Annotated in this window: 26 protein-coding genes and 1 tRNA gene; 20 read left to right on the top strand and 7 right to left on the bottom strand. The window is 65.4% G+C overall.

Translation table 11 applies throughout. The annotated features are described in order from the left end of the window. Window positions 1-127 precede the first annotated feature (127 nt). A complete protein-coding gene (locus QMO76_RS02585) occupies window positions 128-1711 on the top strand; it encodes a GMC oxidoreductase (protein ID WP_306359499.1) in 1584 nt (527 codons plus the stop codon). A gap of 3 nt (window positions 1712-1714) precedes the next feature. Here QMO76_RS02585 and QMO76_RS02590 read toward each other — a convergent pair whose 3' ends face one another. Further along, complete coding sequence (locus QMO76_RS02590; RefSeq protein WP_306359500.1) at window positions 1715-2272, bottom strand: TetR/AcrR family transcriptional regulator; 558 nt, start codon at window positions 2270-2272, stop codon at window positions 1715-1717. 181 nt (window positions 2273-2453) lie between these two features. Between QMO76_RS02590 and QMO76_RS02595 the strand changes: the two genes are divergently transcribed. Beyond that, the gene (locus QMO76_RS02595; protein ID WP_306359501.1) at window positions 2454-3059 is read left to right on the top strand and encodes a dihydrofolate reductase family protein; all 606 of its coding nucleotides are present in this window, start codon (window positions 2454-2456) and stop codon (window positions 3057-3059) included. A 688-nt stretch (window positions 3060-3747) separates the two neighbouring features. Then, the gene (locus QMO76_RS35245) at window positions 3748-4656 is read left to right on the top strand and encodes a restriction endonuclease (protein WP_372341886.1); all 909 of its coding nucleotides are present in this window, start codon (window positions 3748-3750) and stop codon (window positions 4654-4656) included. Window positions 4657-4794: 138 nt separating this feature from the next. Here QMO76_RS35245 and QMO76_RS02605 read toward each other — a convergent pair whose 3' ends face one another. From QMO76_RS02605 to QMO76_RS02625, 5 genes are all read right to left on the bottom strand, one after another. Then, window positions 4795-5490: a hypothetical protein gene (locus tag QMO76_RS02605; protein ID WP_306359503.1), complete on the bottom strand. Its 696-nt coding sequence runs from the start codon at window positions 5488-5490 to the stop codon at window positions 4795-4797. 614 nt (window positions 5491-6104) lie between these two features. Further along, window positions 6105-6734, bottom strand: a complete 630-nt coding sequence (locus QMO76_RS02610) for an AAA family ATPase (protein WP_306359504.1) — start codon at window positions 6732-6734, stop codon at window positions 6105-6107. Window positions 6735-6969: 235 nt separating this feature from the next. Then, window positions 6970-10191: a hypothetical protein gene (locus QMO76_RS02615; RefSeq protein WP_306359505.1), complete on the bottom strand. Its 3222-nt coding sequence runs from the start codon at window positions 10189-10191 to the stop codon at window positions 6970-6972. A gap of 205 nt (window positions 10192-10396) precedes the next feature. Then, on the bottom strand, window positions 10397-11191 hold the full coding sequence (locus QMO76_RS02620) for an inositol monophosphatase family protein (protein WP_306359506.1): 795 nt from the start codon (window positions 11189-11191) through the stop codon (window positions 10397-10399). Further along, window positions 11188-12048 carry a DUF5919 domain-containing protein gene (locus QMO76_RS02625; RefSeq protein WP_306359507.1) on the bottom strand — a complete coding sequence of 287 codons (861 nt, stop codon included), beginning with the start codon at window positions 12046-12048 and terminating at the stop codon, window positions 11188-11190. The genes QMO76_RS02620 and QMO76_RS02625 overlap by 4 nt, the downstream gene beginning before the upstream one ends. A gap of 188 nt (window positions 12049-12236) precedes the next feature. Between QMO76_RS02625 and QMO76_RS02630 the strand changes: the two genes are divergently transcribed. The 17 genes from QMO76_RS02630 to QMO76_RS02710 are packed head-to-tail and all read left to right on the top strand — an operon-like array spanning window position 12237 to window position 24096. Beyond that, complete coding sequence (locus QMO76_RS02630) at window positions 12237-12467, top strand: helix-turn-helix domain-containing protein (RefSeq protein ID WP_306359508.1); 231 nt, start codon at window positions 12237-12239, stop codon at window positions 12465-12467. Then, a complete protein-coding gene (locus QMO76_RS02635) occupies window positions 12464-12616 on the top strand; it encodes a hypothetical protein (RefSeq protein ID WP_306359509.1) in 153 nt (50 codons plus the stop codon). Before QMO76_RS02630 ends, QMO76_RS02635 begins: the two co-directional genes overlap by 4 nt. After that, window positions 12613-12915 carry a hypothetical protein gene (locus tag QMO76_RS02640; protein ID WP_306359510.1) on the top strand — a complete coding sequence of 101 codons (303 nt, stop codon included), beginning with the start codon at window positions 12613-12615 and terminating at the stop codon, window positions 12913-12915. Before QMO76_RS02635 ends, QMO76_RS02640 begins: the two co-directional genes overlap by 4 nt. Continuing rightward, the gene (locus tag QMO76_RS02645) at window positions 12912-13250 is read left to right on the top strand and encodes a hypothetical protein (protein ID WP_306359511.1); all 339 of its coding nucleotides are present in this window, start codon (window positions 12912-12914) and stop codon (window positions 13248-13250) included. The genes QMO76_RS02640 and QMO76_RS02645 overlap by 4 nt, the downstream gene beginning before the upstream one ends. Beyond that, a complete protein-coding gene (locus QMO76_RS02650; protein WP_306359512.1) occupies window positions 13247-13744 on the top strand; it encodes a hypothetical protein in 498 nt (165 codons plus the stop codon). Before QMO76_RS02645 ends, QMO76_RS02650 begins: the two co-directional genes overlap by 4 nt. Next, entirely contained in the window at window positions 13741-14820 is a 1080-nt protein-coding gene (locus QMO76_RS02655) for a hypothetical protein (RefSeq protein ID WP_306359513.1), read from the top strand. The genes QMO76_RS02650 and QMO76_RS02655 overlap by 4 nt, the downstream gene beginning before the upstream one ends. Then, on the top strand, window positions 14817-16835 hold the full coding sequence (locus QMO76_RS02660) for a hypothetical protein (RefSeq protein WP_306359514.1): 2019 nt from the start codon (window positions 14817-14819) through the stop codon (window positions 16833-16835). Before QMO76_RS02655 ends, QMO76_RS02660 begins: the two co-directional genes overlap by 4 nt. A gap of 37 nt (window positions 16836-16872) precedes the next feature. After that, complete coding sequence (locus QMO76_RS02665) at window positions 16873-17460, top strand: hypothetical protein (protein WP_306359515.1); 588 nt, start codon at window positions 16873-16875, stop codon at window positions 17458-17460. A 30-nt stretch (window positions 17461-17490) separates the two neighbouring features. Then, window positions 17491-17871: a hypothetical protein gene (locus QMO76_RS02670; protein WP_306359516.1), complete on the top strand. Its 381-nt coding sequence runs from the start codon at window positions 17491-17493 to the stop codon at window positions 17869-17871. Between the two features lie 35 nt (window positions 17872-17906). Then, window positions 17907-19478, top strand: a complete 1572-nt coding sequence (locus QMO76_RS02675) for a hypothetical protein (RefSeq protein WP_306359517.1) — start codon at window positions 17907-17909, stop codon at window positions 19476-19478. A gap of 3 nt (window positions 19479-19481) precedes the next feature. Continuing rightward, window positions 19482-19868, top strand: a complete 387-nt coding sequence (locus QMO76_RS02680; protein ID WP_306359518.1) for a hypothetical protein — start codon at window positions 19482-19484, stop codon at window positions 19866-19868. Between the two features lie 6 nt (window positions 19869-19874). Further along, window positions 19875-20252, top strand: coding sequence for a hypothetical protein (locus QMO76_RS02685; RefSeq protein ID WP_306359519.1), 378 nt, complete (start codon window positions 19875-19877; stop codon window positions 20250-20252). A gap of 6 nt (window positions 20253-20258) precedes the next feature. Next, entirely contained in the window at window positions 20259-21242 is a 984-nt protein-coding gene (locus QMO76_RS02690; RefSeq protein ID WP_306359520.1) for a toprim domain-containing protein, read from the top strand. 37 nt (window positions 21243-21279) lie between these two features. Continuing rightward, window positions 21280-21690: a hypothetical protein gene (locus QMO76_RS02695; protein ID WP_306359521.1), complete on the top strand. Its 411-nt coding sequence runs from the start codon at window positions 21280-21282 to the stop codon at window positions 21688-21690. Continuing rightward, window positions 21687-22682, top strand: coding sequence for a hypothetical protein (locus tag QMO76_RS02700; protein WP_306359522.1), 996 nt, complete (start codon window positions 21687-21689; stop codon window positions 22680-22682). Before QMO76_RS02695 ends, QMO76_RS02700 begins: the two co-directional genes overlap by 4 nt. A 2-nt stretch (window positions 22683-22684) precedes the next feature. Next, window positions 22685-22885 (top strand): AlpA family transcriptional regulator, encoded by a 201-nt coding sequence (locus QMO76_RS02705; protein WP_306359523.1) that lies wholly within the window; start codon window positions 22685-22687, stop codon window positions 22883-22885. Window positions 22886-22887: 2 nt separating this feature from the next. Next, window positions 22888-24096 (top strand): site-specific integrase, encoded by a 1209-nt coding sequence (locus QMO76_RS02710; protein WP_306359524.1) that lies wholly within the window; start codon window positions 22888-22890, stop codon window positions 24094-24096. 42 nt (window positions 24097-24138) lie between these two features. Here the strand turns inward: QMO76_RS02710 and QMO76_RS02715 are convergent. After that, window positions 24139-24225 (bottom strand) — tRNA-Leu (locus tag QMO76_RS02715). Between the last annotated feature and the right edge of the window lie 19 nt (window positions 24226-24244).

Here is a 24244-nt window from a genome sequence, read left to right on the forward strand (position 1 = left end):
GCTCGGCGGTCTCGGCGTCCGGGGTGCTTCTCGATTCTCGCCAACCCTTTATCCGGACAGCATTGTCCGGTATGGTCGGTCAACCGCGTGATCGAACGCGACCTCGCCCACACTCGAAGGCTTTTCGATGACAGCACTATCGCGGCGGTCGATGATGACCGGCGTTTCCGCCACGCTCCTGACCGCCGCACTCGCCCGGCCCGCTCCCGTCGCGGCTCGGGTACGCCGCGTCGAGGTCACCCGCGAGGAACACCGCGTGGTGGTGATCGGCTCCGGCTTCGGCGGGGGAGTCGGTGCGTTGCGATTGGCGCAGGCCGGGGTGCCGGTGACCGTACTGGAACGCGGATTGCGCTGGCCCACAGGGCCGAACGCCGAAACCTTTCCGCGCGCGACGGCGCCGGACAAGCGCATGCTGTGGTGCCGGTCGAGTCCGAATCTGTTCGGTGCGCCGCTGGTTTTCGAGCCCTACGCCGGGTTGGTGGAGGCGGTGGCGGGCGTGAATATGACCGCGCTGTGCGCCGCCGGGGTGGGCGGCGGATCGCTGGTCTACCAGGGCATGTCGCTGCAACCCGCGGAAGCGGTGTTCGACACCTGGCTGCCGCAGGAACTGGACTGGGCCACCATGAACCGCGTGCACTATCCGCGGGTGGCACGCATGCTCGGCCTGGCGGTGGCTCCCGACGAGCTGGTCGAGACCGAGAACTACCGGGTAGCAAGGGTGTTCGCCGATCGGGTGCGGCAGGCGGGGCTGCCGGTGTCGAAGATTCCGATGCCCATCGACTGGAACTACGCGCTGGCCGAGCTGCGCGGGGAGATGAAGGCGTCCTACAGCAACGGAGACGGCGCGATGGGGGTGAACAACGGCGGCAAGCACTCCGTGGACGTCACCTACATCGCGCACGCGGAGGCTACCGGGCTGGTGCGGGTCGAAACCCTGCACGAGGTGACCGATGTCGAACGCGCCCCCGACGGCCGCTGGACGGTGCACGTGCAGCGCCTCGATCCCACCGGCGCGGTGGTCGAGCACAAAGTGCTCACCACCACCGCGCTCATTATGGCCGCGGGCAGCCTCAACACCACGCGGCTGTTGGTGCGCGCTGGGGCCAAAGGGTTGATTCCCGACCTGCCCGACGGCCTCGGTGAGGGCTGGGGCACCAATGCCGACCGGATCTACGTCTGGTCCGATCCGTCCGCGAATTTCGGTGCGGTACAGGGCGGTCCGGTCGTATACGGCAGTCTGAACTGGGACGACCCGAGTTCGGCGCATACGGTCGTGCAGGCGTCCATACCGCCGCTCGCCATGGATCCGGCCAGCACCATGATGGTCGGTTTCGGCGTGAGCCCGGGGCGCGGCCACTTCCGCTACGACACCGGCCGCGACGACGCCATCCTGCACTGGCCCGAGCACGGCGACGGCGTCATTCAGGACAACCACATCGGCCCGGCGGTGCACCGCATCGCCGGACCGCGCGCCACCCTGCTCGACACCAACGCCGCCTTCCCCTCCACCTGGCATCCTCTGGGCGGCGCGAATATGGGTCCGGTGTGCGATCTGAACGGCCGCGTGCACGGCCATCCCGGCCTCTATGTCCTCGACGGCGCGCTGATTCCGGGCACCACGGGCGCCTGCAATCCGTCCCTCACCATCGCCGCGGTGGCCGAGCGGGCCATGGACGCCATCGTGGCCACCGATGTCGGCACCACTGTCTGACCGTCAGTGGAGGAGTCCGCGCGACAGTATCTTCCACGCCTGCCGGGAGGCCGCCTCCCGCTGGGCGGGCGCGGTCTTGGTCAGTATCGCGGCCAGCATCGCCAGCGCCATCACCACATCCGCCGCGTCGGCATCCGCCCGCACCGTTCCCCGCTGCCTCGGATCCTTCAGCTTCCCCGCGATCAACTCCAGCAGCCGCCGCGCGGGCGTGGTCAACCGCTCATCCTCGGTATCCACGGGGTCGATGAGCGCGATGAGCGCCGCCGAGCCCGTGAGCTGGTCGACGATCGTGCCCAACAGTTCATCGAGGGTCCGCCCCGGATCCGCCGCCAACCCCTCGATCTCGGCGATGTTCTCGTCGAACGCCGCCAACGCGATGCTCTCCCGGGTGGGAAAGTGTCGATACAACACCCCCTGCCCCACCCCCGCGGCCCGCGCGATAGCCGACATCGGCACCTCGAACCCGCTCTCCGCGAACAAGACCCGAGCCGCTCCCACAATCGCCGCCCGATTCCCCGCCGCCGCCCCCGGCCCCCGGTTCCGCTGCCCACCCGAACTCATCGCCAGCACGTTACCGGAGTCACCGCAATACCCGGCCCGATCTTCCTGGGACGAGAAGGGTCGGCTGCCGTGTCGTGGACTTCCCCGCCCCCACGGCTCCGGCCGATGAGTTTTCGGCTCCCGGCCGGTCAAAGCTCAGGACAGCCCGGAAGGGACCAGGATACTCGGTAAGGACACCACCATGTCGGAGCTTCTCGTCGACTTCATCACCTCCCTCGACGGCTACGCGTCGGGCGAGGGATGGCCCGGCTTCTGGGGCCTCGAGGGCCCGGAGTACCTCGCATGGCTCGGCCAGCAGCCCGAGCCCACCTACCTGATGGGAACCAACACCTACCGCCAGATGTCGGGCTTCGCCGCCGGCGAGGTCCCCGAGGGCCAGGACGAGTTCCGGCCCGAAGAACAAGCCTCGGTCGACGAGCTCACCCGAGCGCCCAAGGTGGTGTTCTCCTCTACCCTCGAGGAGCCGCTGACGTGGGCCAACTCCACGCTCGTCCGCGACGACGCGATCGAAGCGGTCCGCGCCATGAAAGCGAACGGCTCGGGGGTGCTCAGCACGATCGGCAGCCTGAGCCTGTGCCGTTCCCTGCTACGAGCCGGACTCGTCGACCGATTCCGGGTCGTCATGTTCCCCGTCATCACCGGCGCCACGGGCGCGGAACGCATCTACGACGGCTATCCGGACGTCGCCCTCGAGATGATCGAGCACCGCACCTTCGACGGCAGCATCCAACTGGTCGAGTACAAGCCCCGCGTCCTCGAACACCCGCCGCTCGGTGCCCCTGCCTGAGGTGAGCCGATAGTCCGACGTCCCGCAATGCCGTACGAGGGGGCACTTCGGACCGACGAAACGAATGAGCCGGTGAAAGCGCGCCGATCGTGACTTCCCGGCGACAACGGCTGCTTTCCGACTCACGGAGTTCCGAAGGGCATCCGGCAGTGCGGTGAAGGCATCCGTTCTGAATAACATTGTGCCGCAAAGGCTTCGGCGTGGACGCCGCCGCGCGGACTGCTGCGGACTCGCTGCGGACCGCATGAGAACGGGGCCGTTCCGCTGATCTCGGAAACGGCCCCCGACCTTGGTGCCGAGTGTGGGACTCGAACCCACACGTCCTTTCGGACAACGGTTTTTGAGGTTGCTACTCTCGACGTTTGGCGGTGTCTGAGATCTTCTGACGAGCGTGGTTAAGCGGCCTGAGCTGCTTACTTCTGAATTGGCAGCTTTGGCCATGTTGGCCGGATTCGCGGTTGCTGCGTACGGATTGCGTACCGAGAAGGTCGCTGGCGTGAGAGCTATCGGCACTCTCGGGTGGAGGGGATCTGCGCGAACCCTTGGCCGGACAAGCTGCGTCCTGTCCGCATGGGCGCGTATGTTTCATCATGCTATGACGGAAGAATCCTCGACTGGGGCAGAGCGAGCAAGCTATATCAGGCACTTCGCTCAGGCCGAAGAGAACGCAGCCGTACGCATGCGTGAGATGGGCTACCAGGATGCTGCGGTGACCGGGCCCGGTTCAGACGGTGGTATCGATGTTGCGGCTGCCGATGCAGTCGCTCAGGTGAAATGGCAAGGTGCACAGGTTGGAAGGCCGGAGCTGCAACGACTGTTCGGTGCCCGTGGAAAGCACGCTGACAAGCAGATGCTGTTCTTCGCTGCCACAACCTACAGCGCTCGTGCGGTCGAGTACGCCGACGACGTCGACATGGCGCTGTTCACCTACGATCCGCTTGGGGCGCTCGATCCGGTCAACAACGCAGCTAGGCGGCTTCTCCGCGACGCAGAACAACTGAAGGCTTCGGCGCCTACCGCTCAATCGGAACCAAAGCAGCCCTTACGAACACGTCCTTCACCACCGCTGCCCGGGAATCTCGCGAAGCCTGAGACCACTGCGGAGCGGTGGGCAGCAGCTCGGCTGCGTGCACCCGGAGCGAACGCCTTCCCGCTGGCGACACGGCAAACTCCTCCACCTCAGCTACCTCGACGATCTCGGAAGCAACTGCCTCGTCCAGCGACCCGTACGCGAACCGATCGGTACCCTCAACCGCGCACCGCCGTTGACCGTTGGGAAGTGGTGCGCAGTCGGATGACCGGTTCCGAAAGGCCACCACTGACGACAGCCGCACGGACACCTGAACCAGTGGATCGTGCAACAAGTTTGGGCTCAGCCAGGGGAATCGCAAGTTCCGCAGTACTCGCTGTGGCTACTATCAGTCTGCTCGGAGCCGTGCTGTTCGCATTCATTACGATTGTCGGCCCATCAGATTCTGCGGATGTCGAACCGGTTGCGTTCAGGATCGTATTCGGCTTTATGGCGGCCGTGCTCGTTGCTATCTATTGGTCGCTGGATCGCGTAAGTGCTCGACTCGACAAGAGGAACGGTAAATAGTCCACATGAGTGTTTGATGGGTAGAAGTATGATTACGTTTGAGGTCGGTCCATCGCCGCTTCCAGGCGATCCGCCCTCTAGAGAAGTGGCAGATTCGTTCCGTCGCGGCAGTCGTTCGACCTCCAAACCGAGCTAAGGCTAGACCGCACCGGCCTGGTCGTTCTCGTCCTCATCTAAATCGTCAAGGGGTTTCGGTGCGGTCTCTTCGGTGAGATTCCCGTCGGCAACGCGCCACGCAGCTTCGAGCTGTCGTTCGACGAATTTTTGGTAGTCGTAGAGCCAGATGGCAGTGGCTTGGGCAAAGTCACTTGCCCCTTGTTCTGACACCGTGACCTTTCCCCTTTCCACATTCATTGCGAGATCCATTAGCTGGATTGCGCCAAACAGAAATTCTTCCGGCATGAGCGGATCCGTACTAATGCTTCGATCGTCGATCGCCATCATCAGTGCACTGTAAGCGGCCGCAACTTTGCGGGCAGGTTCACGGTCGTTGATCCTGAGTGCTGTCTTCAACGCGGCTTGTGCCAGATCTGCTTGCTTCTCGATGCGGGCGTAAAGTGCAGATTCGATTGATGGGTCTGGTGTGGAGTCTGATGGAGGAACTGTCGGCAGTTCGATTGGCCCGGTGAGAGTTTCGTCTGTGCTGCTGGCCTTCAATTCGGCAGCGCGACGGTCTCCCTCGTGCCGCTTCAGGTGTCCTCCTGGGAACGCCAGTTCCTGAAGCTCCTCAAGAAAGCGTGCTGCTGGCTTTCGAAAGAGGACGCACAGCACGATGACTGTCAGCGGCCATGTGATCGTCTCGATGAAGTCGAGCAGCATCTGGAGCCATGCCATCTTGAGATCATATGCGGCGGACATCGTTCCAACGTCGGATCGGAGCAGCATGGCCCATGATGGAAGATGTCGGGCCATCTGGACCTCGCTGTCGTGTCGGCTGCCCACCCGGATGCGAGCACGGCAGAGTCGGGGGCCTCACCCGAGATTTCGATGCGGATCTGGTGCGGAATGAATGCGGAACGGATGCGGAATAGATCGGAGCGCTGTTCCGACTCGACTGCGGCGTGATTTAGATACTGACCTGCGCCTTTGGCGCAGGCTTCTCGCTCGCCCGGCCGACATTCTCTGTGGCTTCGCTGATCACAGAGAATGTCGGCCGGGCGAGCGAGAAGCCAAGTAGTGGTGCAGTCGGAGGCAGAGGAAGGGGGAGTGGGGAGGACCAGAAGGAAGGGAGACCACAAGAAGCAGGACCACAAAGGAGAGGGTTGGGTGCGGACCTTGCGTAGGGCAGGCGGGCACGTTGGGATGTCCGACGCTTGCGGCGTCGTGTTCGCGCGTCAGGACGCGCTCAGTGCGGTGGTACAGCTTGCAGTCAATGTCGCGAAAGTGGCAGACCACAAAGAGGAGATTCGCCCAGCACCCGGCAGGCGCCGATGGGTGGGCAGCCTGGTTCAGTAGTTCCGGACGACGTAGTCGACGACTGTTCGTGCAGCGTCTTCGACTCCGGATTCGAGTACATTCGCGCTGTAGTCGTCCCAGTTCGTCAGCTTTCCGGAATCCCTGTGCGCGCCGCGGTGGGTCATGCGTTCCCGAATCTGATTGGGGTGAGCGGAGATCCAGACCGTCCGCACCGGCGGTACAGATATCGCGGTACTGGAGATGATCTGTTTGGAAAGCGAGATACCGCGAGCCGCAGCCGATTGGACGTGGCCGAGGAACGGCGCATCGACGACCACTGGCACGCGGTGCCCGACCATGAGCGCCTGGTGGATGAAGGCCGCGTAGATGTGCGGGTTCACGACGCGCATGTACGTGGCGCTGTCCTTGTCGTGCGGGTTGCCGGTCAGCTCGGACATAACTGATTCCTCGAGGCCCGGCGCGAACGAGTCCTTGTCGATGATGACCGCATCAACCATGGCAGCGAGATACTTGGCGGCCGTGGACTTGCCGGAGGCGGGGAATCCGCAGATGATCGTCACACCTCCGCAGCCTCCCTCCGCGATCTGGTCGAGCGCATCCGCCATCGGCGGGCGGACTTCGGCAGGCAGTGATCGAACCGCTGGTCTGGCGGTCGGATTCATCGTTCCTCCAAAGGTTCTGCGGACTGTCGCGCTTACCTACTTGTTGCAGGGCGTAGTCATAGTCTCTCAGACCCACTGGACGGCGGACCTGGTCGTCCGCGTTCGCCCACGTGGCTGCATCGGGCGAATCATGACGCCGTTGATCGGTGGATCCTGACACCGCCTGAGCCCCCGCAGGTATTATCGGACGTGATAAAGGCTAGCGAGTCTGCCCGCTGAGGACCGTCGCGGCCGCCTATGCGGACCGGTCAGGTTCTGGATCGGCATAGGGGATAATGTCACCGGCTTGGCTGTGCCCGAGTTCGATCAGTCTGGTTCGCAATGCGTGGAAGTTCTGGTCCTTACGTGTGGTGCTCAGAGCGCGGAGTGTCTCAAGCGCAGTGTTGGCGATGTAATGACGTTCCCATGGTGCACCACGATTTTGGAGTAGAAGAAGGATTTTGGTGCTGTCTTCTGGGATGAGTGCGGCCTTACAGCGATCTGCGACGCTGATAGCGTGGTCGATGGATCCGTTGGTGCGTTCGAGGGTGAGCAGGGTCAGGGCCGACCATATGTCATCCGGTAGAGCCGTGACATAGCTCCACCGGCCGCACCCGCGTAGGACGGTGTCAGGGACAGTTGTGTGGTCAGCTTTTAGCAGTTCACGCCAGAAGTCGACTGCGGTTACGAGTTCGGGTTCCTCGGCCTGCGCATCCTGGACTAGTTCAGCCATCTGTGCTGCTGCCTGGGCGAGAATGCTCGGGTTTGTCCGCAGCGCCGCGATAATCGATGCGATCTCGTAGCCGGGCTCGCTTCGCAGTGCTCCGATAAGCATATTGGCGACTGCGTTTTCGGTTCCTCGCAGTGCAGCTGCGACTATTTCCGCACGCAGCGTTCGGCGCAGCCATGGTGTGCTGGAGCAATATTTGATGGTGAGATCCACAACGCCGGGGCCGCAGTCGCCGCGAAACAGTATATCGGCGTGTAGGTCAAGCCAGTCTCGGGCGATGCGTTCGAGTCGAGGGCGTTGGGTCGCCAGGACTGCTCGGAATTCCGAGCCGGCTTCGCCGGTCGCGGCAGTAATTTCGTCGAGGATATCGAAGAACTGCGATCGAATGGATTGACCGTTGCGATGTTCCCAGCCGGCCAAGGCCAGCGCAGCTTGCAACCCTCGGCCACGGGCGTTGTTGAACGCACGGCCGAGGGCCTCTTCGTTCGTCGTGGTGGCCGTGGTGTCAGGCAACGTAGCTTGCAAGGGATCCGTCGACCATGACCACGCGGTGTCCAGTTTTTCAGCGAACGGTGCGTTGTGGTTAGCTAATTTGGCTATAAGATCAACCGCAGCTTCTTCTACACGGTCCCATCCGGGTTCGTAGTCATGTAGGTCAGAACTGAGGGTTGTGGGTATCCAGCGCTCAGTCTTTATGTATTCGATTGCGGCGATCATGTCCTCGGTCCGGTCAAGAACTCGATCCGCCGTATCTGCAAGCGCGCGGATGTACTCCAACACGTAGATGGGTTCGCGCAGCGCGTCGACCACGGCGGTCGGATCGGCGGTCCATGATTCGGGATCTGTGGCGACGGTATCGCGCAGGGTTCGTGCGAGCGCGCGAGCGGTGGTCAGGCAGTAGCCACTGCCGACTACGGGGCGCCACGCGGCGACCTTGCGAGCCGCTTCGAGAACCGGGATCGAGTTCAGGGCATCGACGGTGAGGGGCGACTGTTCCGACATTTGGAACGTCGTGGGGGTCCGTCGAGAAAAGCTGGATGGATCTATACTGCCTGCCTGCTCGCGAACCGAACTGATCTGATCCTGCCAGCGGGTAAGGAGGTACTCAGGCAGGAGTGCTGACCACCGCCATACCTTTCGCCAATCCGACGGAGGTATCGCAGGGTCGGCTGACGGCGGCGAGGGGGTACCGAGGGCATCAGCCCACGACGCGAGCCTGGTCGGGTCCGGATCGGTGGCGAGCACTGCGTCGATAAGTTCCTTGTCGTCGCCTGTCGCCGTCGATGAAACGAGTCGACGCGTGACATGGTCGATTTTCTCGTCGAGCGGGATGTTCCCTGAGAGCGCCAGGACACGGCAGGTGAGACGCTCACCGATCTCGCCGGAGATCTTGCTGACGCAGTTCAGCATTTTCTGACTCGGCAGGCTAAGGCTGTGTGCACGAACCAGCATGCAGGCAAGGTAGTGCGCGGCGATGGGCAAGAAGGTTAGGTTGCTGTCATCGAGAGCCGTTGTCAGAGAAGCAGTGTCGATGGTGGGCCAGTACGCTGTCGACTCGTTGACCGCCTGCCGAAGTTTGGCAGCAACGATCCCGATTCGTCTCTCAGCATTGGCGGCATTCATCCCGTCGTACATGGGATCGAGGATCAACCTGTAGTAGTAGCTGTCCCTGTCATGCGGTCCCGCCTCGAGTACGGCTCTGCCGACTTGTTCAATGAGAGGATCTGTGGGATCGGCTTCACGGGCCGCGGCGGTTGCCAACGACCGCACGGCCTCGTTCTTCCGATGCAGCTTGGCGACTTCACCGATGACACCGTATCCGTTAGGACCGAGACGAGTCGCAAGCAGAAGAAGTTCGAAGCGCGCGTCCAACTGCTGCTCGACGTGCAGTTTCTTCGTGTCCGCGAGCAACTGTTCAATTACGGCAGCGACAGCAGCAGGTTCTGAGCGGCCGAGTCCGTCAACCAATCCGTGTACCGGCCAAGGGGAGTCCGGGTCGGGCATCGGTACCAGCGCAGCCTCGTACAGCGGTGTGAGCCACCGTTCATCGGTGAGGTGGATGAAGAACAGCCGGAGGTGGTGTGGATTCGAGATCAGCGATTTTAGGTGATCAATCTGGTGCGTACCTTGCCATGGTTCCTCGGCCAAGTTCCGGAGCGCGAGTACGAGATCGTCTGGCGGGGTGAACATGCGGACGAACCACGCCACAGTCCTCTGATGGAGGGCAGTCGCATCGTTCATCGTCGTGCTGGTGTGCAGACCTCTACTCGCCGCTGCGCGAAGGTTCTGGTATTCCTTGGCCGGATCGAGGTGCTTGAGTGGGGCGATCCCGGACTTGTCTTGCAGGTAGTCGAGCAGCTGATTTGCACGAAATGAATCACGATCCTGCCGTTCACCCGCGCGCCTCAAGACTGACTTGAATGTCTCCAAGGATCCGGTGTCATCATTGTCCGGGTCGGCCACTTCTCGCTCGTATCGCTCCCATGCGGCAACAACTACAGACAGGCCGCCGGGCGTGGGTGTGCGCCCTTCCACGACAGCATCCAACGCTTCACGGAGGTTGTAGACGGCGCTCTCCGCCAACCTCAGACCCGCGCCGTGGTGTACCCCTTGACTGATCAAGAACGCCGAGGTCTGGATCGCCGAAACAGCCTTCTTGCCTCGATCGGATAGTTCGATGCCCACCCGCTCGACGACCTGCCTTGGCAACCCGAGCAACGACCCGTCATCGTCTCCGTTCATCTGCACACATCCAGTGTGGCCGAGCCCACCCGATACTGCCCGAATCGACAGGCATGTACAGCGCAGTGGCCACGCCGACTTGGATGCCGCAGCAACCACCGGATACAAACTCAGCAGCGATACGAAAGCTTCAGTCGATTAATGACCTTCACGTTTGCAGTCCAAACCGCCGGAGTTCGCCTATGTGCGCTGTGAGGGTTTACCGGCGTAGCTAGAACGTGGAGGCGACCAGATCGAGCAGCGGTTTTGAGAGGGCTGGAGACGCCGCGACCGTGTGCCGCGAGGTCATACAATGCTGCTCACCATCGGAATCGGTCACCACAGCCCCGCTCTCTCGGGCGATGATGACGCCCGCGGCCATGTCCCAGGGCTTGTTCGTCAACAGCACGCAGGCATCGGTTCGCCCTTCCGCGACCCAAGCGAGATCGAGAGCGGCCGACCCGAACATGCGTACCCGTTCGACGTGCGTAGCGAGCGTCGTCGTCAGCGCTAGCCGGCGTCGGTTCTTCTCGTCGGCGTTCTCGCCTACGGCGTAGTCGCCGATCGATACGATGGCCTGCCCAAGAGACCGTGTATGGCTGGCCTTGATGCGATGGCCGTTGCAGAACGCACCGTTCCCGGTCGATGCGTAGTACTCCAGGTTCAGGAACGGCGCGGCGATGACACCGAGGACTGGAACGTCTTCGCAGGTGAGGGCGAGGGAGACGGCGCAGAGGGGAAGCCCGTGGATGAAGTTGGAAGTCCCATCGATTGGGTCCAAGACCCACCGGTACTCCACGGGAGTGTCCCGGTCGCTCGCGTCCTGCTCCTCCCCGAGGAACCCGATGTCCGGCGTGGCCCGGTTAAGACTCGTCCGAATGGAGTTCTGGATGCGAAAGTCAAGGTCGGTGACGAAGTCACGATCTCCTTTAGAACGGACTTCTCCAGGCCCGGTGGTGGTGAGCAGCCGGCTACCTTCAGCTGCCGCGGCGCGGGCGATCTCCAGCAAGCCGTCTGAATCATTCATTCGGTTGCCCTTTCTTTGCCATCTGCCCACATGCTTTCGAATACCTCCGAGAAGGTATCGAACAGCCCCGTGATTCCGGACTTGCGGGCGACGAACGTCGGTGACTCGACGCCCCTGGACTTGGGCAGGTAGGGCTGCATGACACAGATTGTCGAGTCTATGAGGGTGATGTTGAACCGGATGGGCTGATCGTAAACCCGGATCAGCAACGATCCCGGTGTCTGCGCGGTAACCCGCCGCATGACTCGCTCAAGTGTCTGGATATTGGTCCCGGTCAGGTTGGTCAGCAGACCTGGCGAGTGATCCTCTTCGATCTCTCGGGCGCGAATGAAGGTCCCAGCAGGATCGAGAAACAGGCAGCGAATCACTGTTCCGTTTTCGAGCAGTCGGAGGATGTCGGTGTCGGAGTACTGCTGGCACAGCATGTTCAGTGATAGGCCGGCCATGTCGATCGTCCGTGCCGTCTTGAACAGCTCTTGGGGCGGCATCGCTCGGAGGAAGTCGAGCCTGGTCGCGTAGACGGCCTCGACATCGGCGAGATTGGTCCCGGTCGTCGGGCGCGCCGCGGAGGCCGAGGCGCGCGGTTCACGTGCGAGGTCCGCCGGGTTACCGGAGTACTTCTCGAACAGCTCGGTTACCGACCAGTCCGGGAACATCGCCTCGAGAATCCGGCAGTGGTCTGGGTAAGGAACGCTGGAGATCTCACCAGATAGCCACCGGTAGAACTGCGCCTTCTTCGGACCGCAGTTGATCAAGGTCGGATCGAGCTTCTTCGCGAGCCGGTTGTATTCGCGATTGAACGCCGAGACCGTCTGGAGATGGCGTTGCTGGAGAAGTGCCTTCAGGACTGTGCCCATAATCATCTGCCTTGCAAGAGATTTCGGAGGCTTGAGAAGACTCTAGCACGCTGAGGAGACACAGAAGAGACTATTAGGCGCATCCCTGGGATTGGTCATGCCTTGCTGGGGACGCGGCGGGACCACGCCAAAAAACACCCTGAGTGGACAGATTTTCCGGATTCATCCACCCAGAGGAGTGATTTCAGTTGGCCACCAGGCATACTTCCGCCGCCGAAGTCCGTAGCGAGCGCGGCCTGATCAGTCTGAAAAAGGCTGCGGCCCTTGTAGACGTCGACCGCAAGACGATCCGGCATTGGATCGATGCGGGACTGCTCCAGGGCTACAAGCTGAACGGCAATATGTGGCGCGTCAACCTCCATGAGGTACTCGCGCTGGCCCGCCCGGTCATCACCTCGGACACGGACGGTGCGGCATGAGGGCCAGGACTGCGCTGTACGTGTACCTCGCGGCGTCGATGGCGTTCGCGCTGTTCATGGCGCCCGGGGTGGTGTTGGTTCCCGCCCTGTTGATCTTCGGGTTGATGTTGGTGCGCCCCCGGCACGGCTGGTTGGGGCGGTCGCGATGAACCAGCAGTCATACGCCCGTGAGCACAGTGGCCTGTCGGTGTTCAGCAGGCCGGAGTACGACCCGAATGGGTTGCTGCGGGCCAGTTTTCAGGCGACCCCGGTTCGGTGGCGTTTGCACGTTGTTGTCGGACTGCTGCTGTTCGCCGCCGGGATCGTGTTCGGCATCCAGCTGGAGGGACAGACCCCGGATTTCCCCGCCAGCGTCAATGTTTGCCGTGCCGACGAGGTCGGCCGTCGTATTGATTGCGTTCCGCCGCCTGCGGTCTCGTCTACTCAGGGCAGCGGGGTGGCGCGATGAGTACCGCGGACGAACTGCGCCAGGAGTTGCACGCTCTCAGCCTCGAGCAGGCTCGGCTGCGCCAGATCGAGGTTGTCTTGGCGGACATGCTCGCCGCCGCCAGTGCGGTGCAGCGGAGCAAGGGCTACGTCGACGACGCAGCTGAGCGGGAGAAGTTGCGGCACTGGGATGAGGTGCACGCGTCGGTGTGGAACGAGCAGTGGGCCGTAAGCGACCGCGAGCGTGACACCTTTGACCGCTTTTTCGTCGAATCCACGGCCGAGGCCCGCCGCAGGATCGCCAGGCAATCCCGCGAGATTCGCGAGGTTCGCGCGCGTGTGGAGCGATCGCGATGAGGCGCGAAAACGTTGACGGCACTGTGTATCTGCTGCACTTCGACCGACCCTACGGGCACGCCAAGCATTACACCGGCTGGACCACGGATCTGGAATCGCGGCTGGCGGATCACCGCAGCGGTAACGGTGCGCGGCTGATGGCCGTGATCCGCGAGGCCGGTATCGGCTTCTCTCTGGCCCGCACCTGGACGGGCACCCGTAGCCGGGAACGGCAGCTCAAACGCGAAGGAGGAGCGGCGCGGCGCTGCCCGATGTGCGGCGTGACCCCGCGCCGGGAACCGGACCCGGACACCCCCGAGGACCTGCGTGCGGTGGTGCTGGCCGCCCGCCGCGACATCGCGGCCCGCCGCGCAGAGCGACCGCGGACCGGGCGATGGGGGCCGCCGCTACCGCAATGGGCGCGGGCGATGCCCGCCGCCGAACTCGATCAGCGACTCGCCCAGATCGAGGACCGCTGGAACACCCCCGCAACCGATCGGAGGCGCACGCGATGACCAGCACCAACGAGTCCGAACGCTACGCGGCACTGGACCGCCGCTATCGGCCGCAGATCATCGCCGGTCTGCGCGATGCAGGTCTGACCTATGGGCAGATCCGCGAACTGCTCGGCATCTCGCTACGGCAGGTCGAGACCTGCTTGGGTGAGGCAGCCGAACTGCGCGCCCAGGGCTATCGAGTCGGCGAGATCGCCGAGGAGCTGGGTGTCCCTGCCGGTTCGATGGGCAGGGTCCTGGCCCCGCCGCGTCGGCGCACGCTGACCGAGCGCCAGTCTCAGGTGTTGTCGGCGGTGTCGGACATGCGCGGGATGCAGATCGATCTGCTGGCCGAGTTCCTGAACGTCTACGAGTCCACCGCGTACGCGATCGTGCAGGCCCTGATCGACCACGGAGCGGTGCATCCGCTGGCGAAGGTGCAGCGCGGCCGGGCGTGGGTGTACCCGAAACGCGATGTCGCCGCCCGCTATCTGGGGTGGCGGCCGCAGGACTGGCAGCCCTCGCTGATGTACGCCAACCACGACCGCGCCGTCGTGCAGGCGCGAATCATGCTGGTCGGCTCAGACCCCGAGCTGTGGGTTTCCGAACGCGTGCTGTGGCACGAGGCCGGCAAGCGTGCCCGCGCCGAGGCCGAACGGCAGCGTGCGAAGCCAGCGCTGGAGTTCAGCAGCGGACGGGAGCCACGCCCGGACCGTCCCCATATCCACGATGGCTGGTTCCTCGGAGTCGTCGACGGTGCCCATGGCTGGTGGGCTCTGGAGGTCGAACTGACCAAGAAGGACCCCGCCTACCTCGACACGGCCCTGCGCGGTGCGGTCCGCGCGGCCCGAGATGCGCAGCCGCACCGACTGATCGGGCTGCTGTATCTGTGCCGCACTCAGACCGTCATGCGAGCGGTCGACGCCGCGCATGCCCGGCTGCCCCGCGAACTGGCCCAGGTCAAGCTGCTGTTCGCTGTCGGCGACCTGGACGAGGAATGGCAGAAATTCCTCACCCGCCGCCGTGAGCTGCGCGCCGCGAAGAAGGCGAACCGGCTCCGCCACAAGGCAATTCATCTCCCTCAGGAAGCGTCATGAGCAATTGCACACCCTTGATCACCCCGCAGGACTGCGGACCTGTCGACCCGCCCGTCTTCTTCGACATCTCACCCACCACACCGGCACCGCCTACGGCCGGGTTCGACCAGATCGGCCCGCAGACCCCGCCCGGAATGCCGGAGGTCGTGCCCGCGGGTTGGCAGGCCCCGGACCTGTCCCAGCTCACGCACGTGGCGGGGGTGTCGCTGGTCGCCGGCGTCGTGGTCGTCGCGATGCTCATCATGATCATGACGGTGGCCGCGTCCTGGCCGCTGGCACCGCATCGGCTGCGTAACTTCGCGATCGCGGCGCTGGGACTGCCCGTTTTGTCGGCGCTGGCCAGTGGTTCGTGGTCGACGCCGGCGAGCCTGTTCTGGGCCGGAGCCGAGCAAGTCGCGGCCGGAGACCTGTCCGGGCTGCGGATGATGCTGGCCCTCGGTGCACCGGTCGCGATGCTGGCCGCGACCTATTGGTGGGCGCGGTTCGTGCTCAAGACCAACACGGTCGGGTTGAAATCGCTGGGCCGCACCGAACGCGTCCAGGACGCGCTGGAGGCCCGCCGATTCCGGGCCGCGGCACGGGCGGGGAAACTGGGCGCCCCCTACAGCGCGGGCGCGTCGATCGTGCTGGGCACCCTCGCCGACCGCACCACCTCCCAGCCGCCGGGACTGTGGCGGGAACTCACCGACCGGCACCAGCACTGGCTGACGGTGCCGCACAAGGAGATCCGCCGCCACCGCGTCACCATCGCGACCACCGGCGCGGGCAAAACCGAGTTGCAGAAGCGCGACGCCACCGCGGTGTTCGACTACGAGTGGCGAGCCTGGCAGCAGTGGAAAGACGTGCCCGGCATGCGGAACCGTCACCCGCGCCCGCAGCTGGTGATGATCGCCTGCAAGGGCGGCGAGGACGACCGCGACCTCGGTCTGGAAATGCGGTCCGTCATGACGACCCTCGGTGTCGATCCCGCCCGCATCGCGCTGGTCATGCCCGGCGGCGACCGCCTCGACATCTGGAACAACATGCCCGCCCGCGACCTGCGCGCCATCGTCGGCGACCTGCTCAGCGCCGGGGAGGCCACTACCAGCGAGGGCCAGCACTTCGACGACATGCGCACCCGCATCGTGTCCCTGGTCATCGACGCCCCGATCGGCCCGCCGCGCAGCTCTACCGAATTCCTGGACCGTCTCAATCCGCAGACGCTCAAGGATATCTGGAGCAACGCCCCCGACGTGGTGCGCCAGGTCGACGCCTTGCAAGCGGAGAAGGTCCCGCAGATCGACGACGCGCTGATCAAGTGCAGCAACCTGTTCGAACTGCTCAAGGATCAGAACGGCGATGTCGTCTTCGACGGCGGCAAGAACATCGACGACCTCGACGTGCTGTTCATGACCGTGCCCGACCTGGACAAGGACGCCGCCCGCGCCCAGGTCGCCGCCACCCTGCGCATGGTGATGCAGCGCGCCGGCCGCGCCGCCAAACACCGCCGCCGCTCGGTCACCATCAACCTCGACGAAGCATCAGCCCTGACCACAAAGAAGGGATCGCTGGGGCTGGTCGAGATCGCCGAACGCGGCCGCTCCAAGGGCGTCGCGCTCAACTTCTCCGGCCAATCGCCCGAAAGCCTGGCCCCGGACGCCTGGACGCTGAACCGGCTGCTGAAGTCCTGCGCCGGCGGTGTCCTCATCGGCTACTGCGAAAACGTCGGCGACCTGTGCAAACACGTCGGCTCGGTCCGCGCCATCCTGCCGTCACGGCACCTGATCAAGGGCCAGCGCACCGGCGACGAAGGTCAGGTGTCGGTGGGTGAGCGGTGGCTGGTCGACCCCGACCGGGTCCGCCGCTTCGACACCGGCGAGTTCGTCTACGCCAAGGCCGGCCGCGCCTGGTTCGGCCGCATCGTCCCCGTGGACCTCACCGACCTGTCCCCGCTGCCCGGCACCCCCGCCGCCGAAGCCCAGCGCCGCGACCATACCGCCGCCGCGCCCGGCGACACCGCCACCTCCGCCGCATAACCCCTATTCCACCGAGACCGATTGGAGCACAACCGCCATGCGCATCATCCGCAACCACGACCACGACGACCACGGGGACGACGACCACGACAAGGACCGCGAATCGCGCGACCCGAAAGCCCTCGGCGACATCCTCGCCGACGAGATCAGCGACTACCTCGCCGAAGCCGCCCACGCCGCCGGAGCCCCGTTCCCCATCGGCCAGGACGCACCGACCGAACCCGCCGCACCGCGACCGGTGAAACCCGTTCTGCGACTGGTGAAACCCGACGACACCCAGGACTACTCGACGAGCCCCGTAGCGGACGGACGGTTGCGACCGCGGTTGCTGCGCGCCGGCGTGGGCGGCTCGCTGGCCGTGCTGGTCGCCGTCGTGTTCGCCGGATGGGGACAGCCCGCCGCGGTCGCGATCCCGTTGGCCGCCTATGGGCTGGGCTGGATCGCCTACCTGTGGTGGAACGCCGCTTGGCGCCCGCCGATCCCGCAGGTGCTTGCCGTCATCGCGACCGCCATTAGCCGCGGTACCGCCGCCACAGTGCGCGGCATCTGCCACGGGACCCGCCGGAGCGTAGCCCGCCTGGAAACGGTCCGTACCCGGCACGAAACCCGCCGCACCACCGCATAGAACCCCACCACCAGAAAGGAATGACCATCCATGTCCGACCGCACCCATCCCGACTGGATCACCCCCGCCCCCAGCGATCTCTATGACCGACTCTTCGACCTGCGCGAGCAGATCGGCGTGCTGCGGCGGGCGATGACACGGATTCGGATCGACTACGGCCGCCTGCACCGCAAGCCCGACGCCCTGGCCGTCGACGACCTTGGCGACCCGATCGACCCCATCCATGCCGCCGAGCAGGTCATGCACGCCATACAGCGCGCCGATGAAGACCTCTCGCGCGCCGACCTCCGCCTCAACGACACCCGCGGCCGCTACGCCACTCGGCTCAAGCTCACCGACGCCGCCGCCGAGGCGCGCTGGCAGCAGATCCAGCAGCGCGAGCACCGCGACCCGATCGAACGCACCCGCTAGTCCAACCCCCTTATCCCCGAAAGGAATACCCACTCATGTCCGAGATGGACGACATCACCCGCGAAACCAGCCAGTTCACCGCACGGATGGCGCAGCTGCTGACCCAGCTCACCCACGCTACGTCGTGGCTGGAGCGGCGCCGCGCCAAGAAGAACATCACCGGGTTGGTCCGCGAGCAGATCCGCGAACAGCAGCAGCTGCGCGCCCTGGAACTCACGCGCACCGCCCAGGCCATCGACACCTACCGGCAGCACTCGGCCGCGGTCACCGGCCGCGCCATCGACCCCGACACCAGCGCCGAGCAGCGCAGCCGCGACCACGCCGCCCTGGTCCGCCACTACGACCACTTGGAAGAGCGCATCCTGCGGTCGCAGGGGCTGACCACGACCGAACAGGGCATCGCGCTGGACGGGATGGCCGCGGCCACCAAGTTCCCCGAGTACGAACTCGGCGACCTGTTCGGCAACGCCCACAAGGTCAAAGGCGTAGACGCCCTGCGGTATCGGGCCCAGGTCGCCCGCGCCCAGGCCGCCACCGGCATCGAACGCCGTCCCGCCTACACCCGCGCCGCCGAGCGGCAGACCGCCACCGGCACCGCCGCATCCGCCCCGGCCTCGACCGGCGCGGAGCAGCGCGACGACATCGCCCGTGCCGAGGCGGTCCAGAGCATCCGGCATATCCAGGGGCAGTGGTCGCGCAACGCGGCGCAGCTCAGTACCGAGGCCCGCGCCCAGCTCGATGCAGCGCGCCAGGCCGCGGCCCGCCGCGCGCAGACGGCCGGACTCACCGACGAGGAGATCAGCCGCGAGTTCAACACCGCCGCCGACAATTCGCGCATCGCGGCCCTGCTGCGCGTCACCGACCGCGACGGCACCCAGCGGCACCGGCTCGGACTGCACCCGAACGAGGCCGAAGCCGCCGAGTGGGCACAGCGCACCACCCACACCATGACGTCGAACCACACGACGGGCGTGGAAGTCACCGTCACTGAACGCGGCCAGCACGATCCGCGCTACACCGTCGCCGGCACACCCGGATTCGTTGCCGACGAACTCACCACCTACCGCGACCAGGCCCGCCGAGACCGCGACCGAGGACCCACCCCGCCACCGGGCGCGACCGCCACCCCACCCACGAACATCGCCGAACAGCGGCTCTCGCAGGTCGAACGCCAGCTCACCGAACTGCGAACCGACCGGGACACCTTCGCCCGCGACGTCGCCGTACTACGCCGCGGCCTGGACGCGGTCACCGCCGACCGCAACGAGCACAAGCGCCAGCGCGAAGCCGCCGAGGCCGAAGTACAGGCGTTGCGCAACACCAACGTCCGCCAGGACGCCGAGCTGAAGAACCTGCGCGAGAAGGCGATTCAGACCGGCGTCGAGCGTGACAAGTACAGGGCCGAACGCGACGAGGCCGTACGCAAACTGGCCCAGGCCACCCCGGAGCACAAGCGCTACGGCAGCAAAGCCCGCGTCGACGCCGAACGCAACCAGAACCAGGCCCAGCCCGGCGATACCCAGCCGATGCCGGGACCGAACGGACTCCACCGCAACGGCAACGGCACACCGAAGCCCCAGCGTGACCCGATCGAGCGGAGCCGCTGAGCCATGCATCACGAACACGAAGAAGCAATGCGCGCCGAGTTCTCTGACTGCATCGCTCTGTCCTGGCAGACCCTGCGGGCCGACCCGGCCGTCCACGTCGACGGGATCCAGGCTCGTGTCAACGAGTACGACCAACGGTGGCAGTCCGGACCGCACGCCCGGGAATGGAACTTCCTGTGCGCGGCCTACACCGACTGGCGTGACTACCCCGAAGACACTGCCAAGCTCGTCGCCGACATCGACGCCCACCGCGACGTCTACCACGGTGCCGGATTCACCGACACCCAGCGGCGCAGCCTGGACCAGGCCCGCAACATCGCCAACGAGGAACGCTCGGCGATCCGGGCCTACAGCCCGCCGCAGCAGCTTCCGGTGCAGCGGGAGCGGTGAGCAGCCATGGAACGTGAACACGAAGAGGCTATGCGCACCGAGTTCGCCGCCCAGGCCGAGCGGTGGCGCACGGCGTACGAACCCGGCGTCACCGAGGCCAAGCTGGACGAGATCTACCGCACGGCCAGCGAATGCGACCAGCGGTGGCAGACCGGCCCGCACGCCGAACACTGGCAGTACCTCACCGACGCCTACTCCGATTGGCGTGCCCGCCCCGACACCATGAACCGGCTCCTGGATGACGTCGAACACAACCGCGCTCAGGGCTGGGACGGCGGCGTCACCGACATCCAACGCCGCAGTTTGCATCAGACCCGCGACCTGGCCCACTGGGAACGCTCCCAGCAGCGCACCCACCGGCCGGGAATCGAGCGAGGGCGGTGACCGGGCATGGAACCACAACCGACACATGGGCGTTCGTGGGAACTGATCACCTCCGCCCTCACCGCGCAGATGGGTCCGGGCAGGTCCGGACCGAAATGGACGAACTACTACTGCCCGGTCCATGAGAACGACGGCCAGCACCACAATCCATCGCTCGGTGTCCGCTACGACCCCGCCCAGGGCAAGACCATCCTGCGGTGCTGGGCCGGCTGCGACGACCAAGACGTTCTCTCGCGCCTGAACCTGCGGGTCCGCGACATGTGGGACCAACTCCCACAGCGTGACCCGCACCGCCGCAACCAGCCGCCGACACCACGGCCGCGGCTGCATGGGGCGGGAATGACGTTGGTGGACAAGGCCATCGACTACGTCCAGTTCCCACCGCCGCACAAGCCGCAGTTGGGTGAGGCGGTCGGACCGGTGGAAACGGTGTGCACCTACGTCTACCGGTGGCCGGACGGACGCGTCGAAGGTGCCGTAGCCCGGCAGCGCACCCCGCACCAGCACGGCTACAGCAAAGGGTTCTGGCAGGCCCGCTGGACCGGGAACCAGTGGGAGCACACCGGTTTCGCGCCGATCCCGTACCGGCTGCCCGAACTCGTCGACGCCGTCGCGGCCGGACGCGAGATCTACGTCTGCGAGGGCGAGAAGGACGTGCAGCGTGCGTTCGACGCCGGACAGATCGCCACCTGCAACGCCATGGGCGCCGGGTCCTGGACCCGCGAACACGCCCGATGGCTACACGGCGCGGGCCGCGTGATCGTGGTCGCCGACCGCGACCGGCCCGGCTACCGGCACGCCGCCCGCGTCGCCGAGACCCTGCACGGGCACGTCGGAGAGATCCGCGTGCTGCAAGCCGCCGCGGGCAAGGACCTGTCCGACCACCTCGACGCCGGCCACGGCATCGACGCCCTCGAACGCGTCCCCTACCTGGACCGGCACTACCGCCAACCCCCACAGCGGACACGGGCCATCACCCGCAGCCGCTGACCCACCAATCCCAAGAAATCAGGAAGGAATCCACATCATGACCGGAATCGACTACGGACAGCGTTTCAAGGCCGCCGCCGCCAAACCGCCGAGCGCGTTCGGCAAGAACGCCACCCCCGGCACTACCGTCTATGGGCGTATCACCGAGATCGGGGAACAGCCGCGGCTGAAGTTCAACGGCGCCCCCGGCGAGGTCCAGAAGGACAAGCAGGGCAACCCGGTGATGCAGCTGTTCATCACGCTCGACACCCCGGCGGGACTGCGCAACCTGTACCCGACCCCGCGCATGGAACGCGCCATCGGCACCGCGCTGAGCAAGGCCGGCGCCGAGTTCCAGGTCGGCGCGACCCTGTCGGTCACCTTCACCGGCACCGACCCCGCCGACGACCGCGCGCGGCTCTACACCGCCGTCTACACCCCCACCACCGCGGGCGGAGGTGAGGCGTGACCGGCAACGGCGCCGGTTCGCTCGTGGTGCACGGCAACGACGCCGTGCACCACAGCCGCCCACCGGCCGACACCGACATCCCCACCGTGCCCGACACCGTCGCGGACCCGACACCACCGAGGCGACAGCGTCGCCTCACCCGACAGCAGACCCGACACCCGCACGCACCCACCGGCGGCCGGACGGTCGCCTGGCTCGGCTTCGGATTCGGCGCCGTGCTCTCGGTCATGGCGAACTGGCTCTACACCTGGCTGCCCGCCGACACCCAACCCGACGGCTGGAGCCCCGGCATCGCACCCCAGATCGGCTCCGCGGTCTGGCCGATCGTGCTCATGCTCTCGGTCGAAGTCCTGCTACGCGTTCGCTGGCTCCCCGGCTTGTGGTGGAAACTGGCCCGCTACGCCGGAGCGGGCACTGTCGCACTCGGCTCCGCCATCATCAGCTACGGACACGTCTACCACGTCCTACTGTCCTGGGGCTACGACAGCGTAGGCGCCCGAGTCGGCCCACTCGCCATCGACGGATTCATGGTTATCTGCGGATTCGCCCTGCTCTCCGAATCCACACCGGCACAACCCGATCCGGACCCTACCGACACCGCAGGCGACGCCCGTGACACCAAGTCCGCTGTAGTCGACACCCCACCCGACACCAGGGAACCGGCACCCGACGCCGTCGGCACCACCGGCGACACCCGACCCCCGACAGCCGCCGCGAAGGCGACAGCCGCCGACAAGTCCGCCGACAGCGACCGCGACAACAGCATCCGCGCCATGTACCGCACCGTGCGGTCCACCCGGATAGTCGGCGACGCGTTCGGCCTCCATCACTCGACCGTCGCCAAAATCGTCGCCCAACCCGACAGCACCGACACCCGATCCGACAACGCCCGCCAGCTGGAGATCGAGGAACGTGCGGGATTCGACTCATCGGCGGTCGGCACTCTCACCGCCGCCCGTCAGCTCACCGAGGAACACAGAGAGGACAACTGACCATGCAGAACGACCGCTACTTGCAGGCGAAGGACTGCGAGGCACTCACCGGCATACCCGCCGCCACCTGGCGCTACTGGGCGTGGCTCGGCACCGGCCCCGAGAGCTTCAAGCTCGGCCGGCGCCGAGTGTGGAGGCAAAGCGTCATCGCGGCCTGGATCGCCGCCCAGGAGGCCGAGACGAAGACCGGCGGAGCGGCCTGACCATGGCCGGACGCCGGAATCCGCGGGCGGGTGTCGAGGATCTCTGGTTCAAGACCAGCGTCACCATCGACCCCGCCACGGGGAAGAAGTCGCGGGAGAGAGTCAAGTCGAAGCGATACGGCCAGTGGAAACGCTGGCGAGCACGCTACGTCGATCCGAACGGAAAGGAGCGGACGCAGTCGTTCGCTACCAAGAACGCGGCGCAGAAGTTCCTGGACAGCGATGTCACTACGAGGGTCGTTACTGGTACGTGGGTTGACCCCGACCGCAGCGGAGTTCTCTTCGTTGTGGTCGCGGAGAAATGGTTCGCCACGAAGAAGTTCCGGAAGCCGAAGACCGTTGCCGGCTACCGTTCTCTGCTCGACAGCATCGTCATTCCGCGGTGGGGAGAGACGCCGCTACGCGATATCGAGTTCGAGGACATCCAGGAATGGGTCGTCGAACTGTCGCAGACCGGCAGCAGCAGATTCGAGGGCCGCGGGCTCTCGGCCTCGCGGGTGATCCAGTCCTATCAGGTGTTCAACCAGGTGTTGCGGTTCGCCATCAAGGCCAAGCGGCTGGCGACCAATCCCGCCGAGGAGATCGACCTTCCGTCGATGGCGTCCGCGGAGCGCCGGTATCTCACCCACCTGGAGGTGATGCGCCTGGCGATGGCCGCCGGCCGCTTCCGGCCGCTGGTGTTCACCCTCGCCTATACCGGCATCCGCTTCGGAGAGGCCATCGCACTGCGGGCGTGGGCCGTCGACCTCGACGCCAATCGGATCACCGTGGCCCGGTCAGCGACACCGGTAACAGGACAGGGATATGTCGAGACCGACACCAAGAACCACACCACGCGCACGGTGCCGATCCCCGCCACCCTGGCCAAGGAACTTCGGACGCTGCTCGAGGACCGCCAGCCGGACGCACTGGTCTTCCCCAGCCACAAGGGCGGCTTTCTGACCTCCACGGAGTTCCGGTGGGTATTCGACAAGGCGGTCAAAGAAGCCGGTTTGAATAATGTTGTCCCGCATGGTCTTCGGCATACCGCAGCCTCGCTCGCGATCAGTGCCGGAGCGAATATCAAAGTCGTGCAGCGAATGCTGGGGCACAAGACGGCCATGCTGACCCTGGACCTCTACGGGCACCTGTTCCCGGATGATCTGGACGCCGTCGCCGCGGGAATGGAAGCCGGCGCGCGGGCTGCTGCGTACGAACTGCGTACGGGATGAGAACGGGGCCGTTCCGCTGATCTCGGAAACGGCCCCTGACCTTGGTGCCGAGTGTGGGACTCGAACCCACACGTCCTTTCGGACAACGGTTTTTGAGACCGTCGCGTCTGCCAGTTCCGCCAACCCGGCGCACCGGGTGAAAACTATA

Source organism: Nocardia sp. CC227C (assembly GCF_030767025.1).
In the GTDB taxonomy this organism is placed as follows: domain Bacteria; phylum Actinomycetota; class Actinomycetes; order Mycobacteriales; family Mycobacteriaceae; genus Nocardia.

Coding starts and splice junctions, on each gene's coding strand:
- QMO76_RS02585 (WP_306359499.1), top strand. CDS start 128: ATGACAGCACTATCGCGGCGGTCGATGATGACCGGCGTTTCCGCCACG.
- QMO76_RS02590 (WP_306359500.1), bottom strand. CDS start 2,272: ATGAGTTCGGGTGGGCAGCGGAACCGGGGGCCGGGGGCGGCGGCGGGG.
- QMO76_RS02595 (WP_306359501.1), top strand. CDS start 2,454: ATGTCGGAGCTTCTCGTCGACTTCATCACCTCCCTCGACGGCTACGCG.
- QMO76_RS35245 (WP_372341886.1), top strand. CDS start 3,748: ATGGGCTACCAGGATGCTGCGGTGACCGGGCCCGGTTCAGACGGTGGT.
- QMO76_RS02605 (WP_306359503.1), bottom strand. CDS start 5,490: ATGGCATGGCTCCAGATGCTGCTCGACTTCATCGAGACGATCACATGG.
- QMO76_RS02610 (WP_306359504.1), bottom strand. CDS start 6,734: ATGAATCCGACCGCCAGACCAGCGGTTCGATCACTGCCTGCCGAAGTC.
- QMO76_RS02620 (WP_306359506.1), bottom strand. CDS start 11,191: ATGAATGATTCAGACGGCTTGCTGGAGATCGCCCGCGCCGCGGCAGCT.
- QMO76_RS02625 (WP_306359507.1), bottom strand. CDS start 12,048: ATGGGCACAGTCCTGAAGGCACTTCTCCAGCAACGCCATCTCCAGACG.
- QMO76_RS02635 (WP_306359509.1), top strand. CDS start 12,464: ATGAGGGCCAGGACTGCGCTGTACGTGTACCTCGCGGCGTCGATGGCG.
- QMO76_RS02640 (WP_306359510.1), top strand. CDS start 12,613: ATGAACCAGCAGTCATACGCCCGTGAGCACAGTGGCCTGTCGGTGTTC.
- QMO76_RS02645 (WP_306359511.1), top strand. CDS start 12,912: ATGAGTACCGCGGACGAACTGCGCCAGGAGTTGCACGCTCTCAGCCTC.
- QMO76_RS02650 (WP_306359512.1), top strand. CDS start 13,247: ATGAGGCGCGAAAACGTTGACGGCACTGTGTATCTGCTGCACTTCGAC.
- QMO76_RS02655 (WP_306359513.1), top strand. CDS start 13,741: ATGACCAGCACCAACGAGTCCGAACGCTACGCGGCACTGGACCGCCGC.
- QMO76_RS02660 (WP_306359514.1), top strand. CDS start 14,817: ATGAGCAATTGCACACCCTTGATCACCCCGCAGGACTGCGGACCTGTC.
- QMO76_RS02665 (WP_306359515.1), top strand. CDS start 16,873: ATGCGCATCATCCGCAACCACGACCACGACGACCACGGGGACGACGAC.
- QMO76_RS02670 (WP_306359516.1), top strand. CDS start 17,491: ATGTCCGACCGCACCCATCCCGACTGGATCACCCCCGCCCCCAGCGAT.
- QMO76_RS02675 (WP_306359517.1), top strand. CDS start 17,907: ATGTCCGAGATGGACGACATCACCCGCGAAACCAGCCAGTTCACCGCA.
- QMO76_RS02680 (WP_306359518.1), top strand. CDS start 19,482: ATGCATCACGAACACGAAGAAGCAATGCGCGCCGAGTTCTCTGACTGC.
- QMO76_RS02685 (WP_306359519.1), top strand. CDS start 19,875: ATGGAACGTGAACACGAAGAGGCTATGCGCACCGAGTTCGCCGCCCAG.
- QMO76_RS02690 (WP_306359520.1), top strand. CDS start 20,259: ATGGAACCACAACCGACACATGGGCGTTCGTGGGAACTGATCACCTCC.
- QMO76_RS02695 (WP_306359521.1), top strand. CDS start 21,280: ATGACCGGAATCGACTACGGACAGCGTTTCAAGGCCGCCGCCGCCAAA.
- QMO76_RS02705 (WP_306359523.1), top strand. CDS start 22,685: ATGCAGAACGACCGCTACTTGCAGGCGAAGGACTGCGAGGCACTCACC.
- QMO76_RS02710 (WP_306359524.1), top strand. CDS start 22,888: ATGGCCGGACGCCGGAATCCGCGGGCGGGTGTCGAGGATCTCTGGTTC.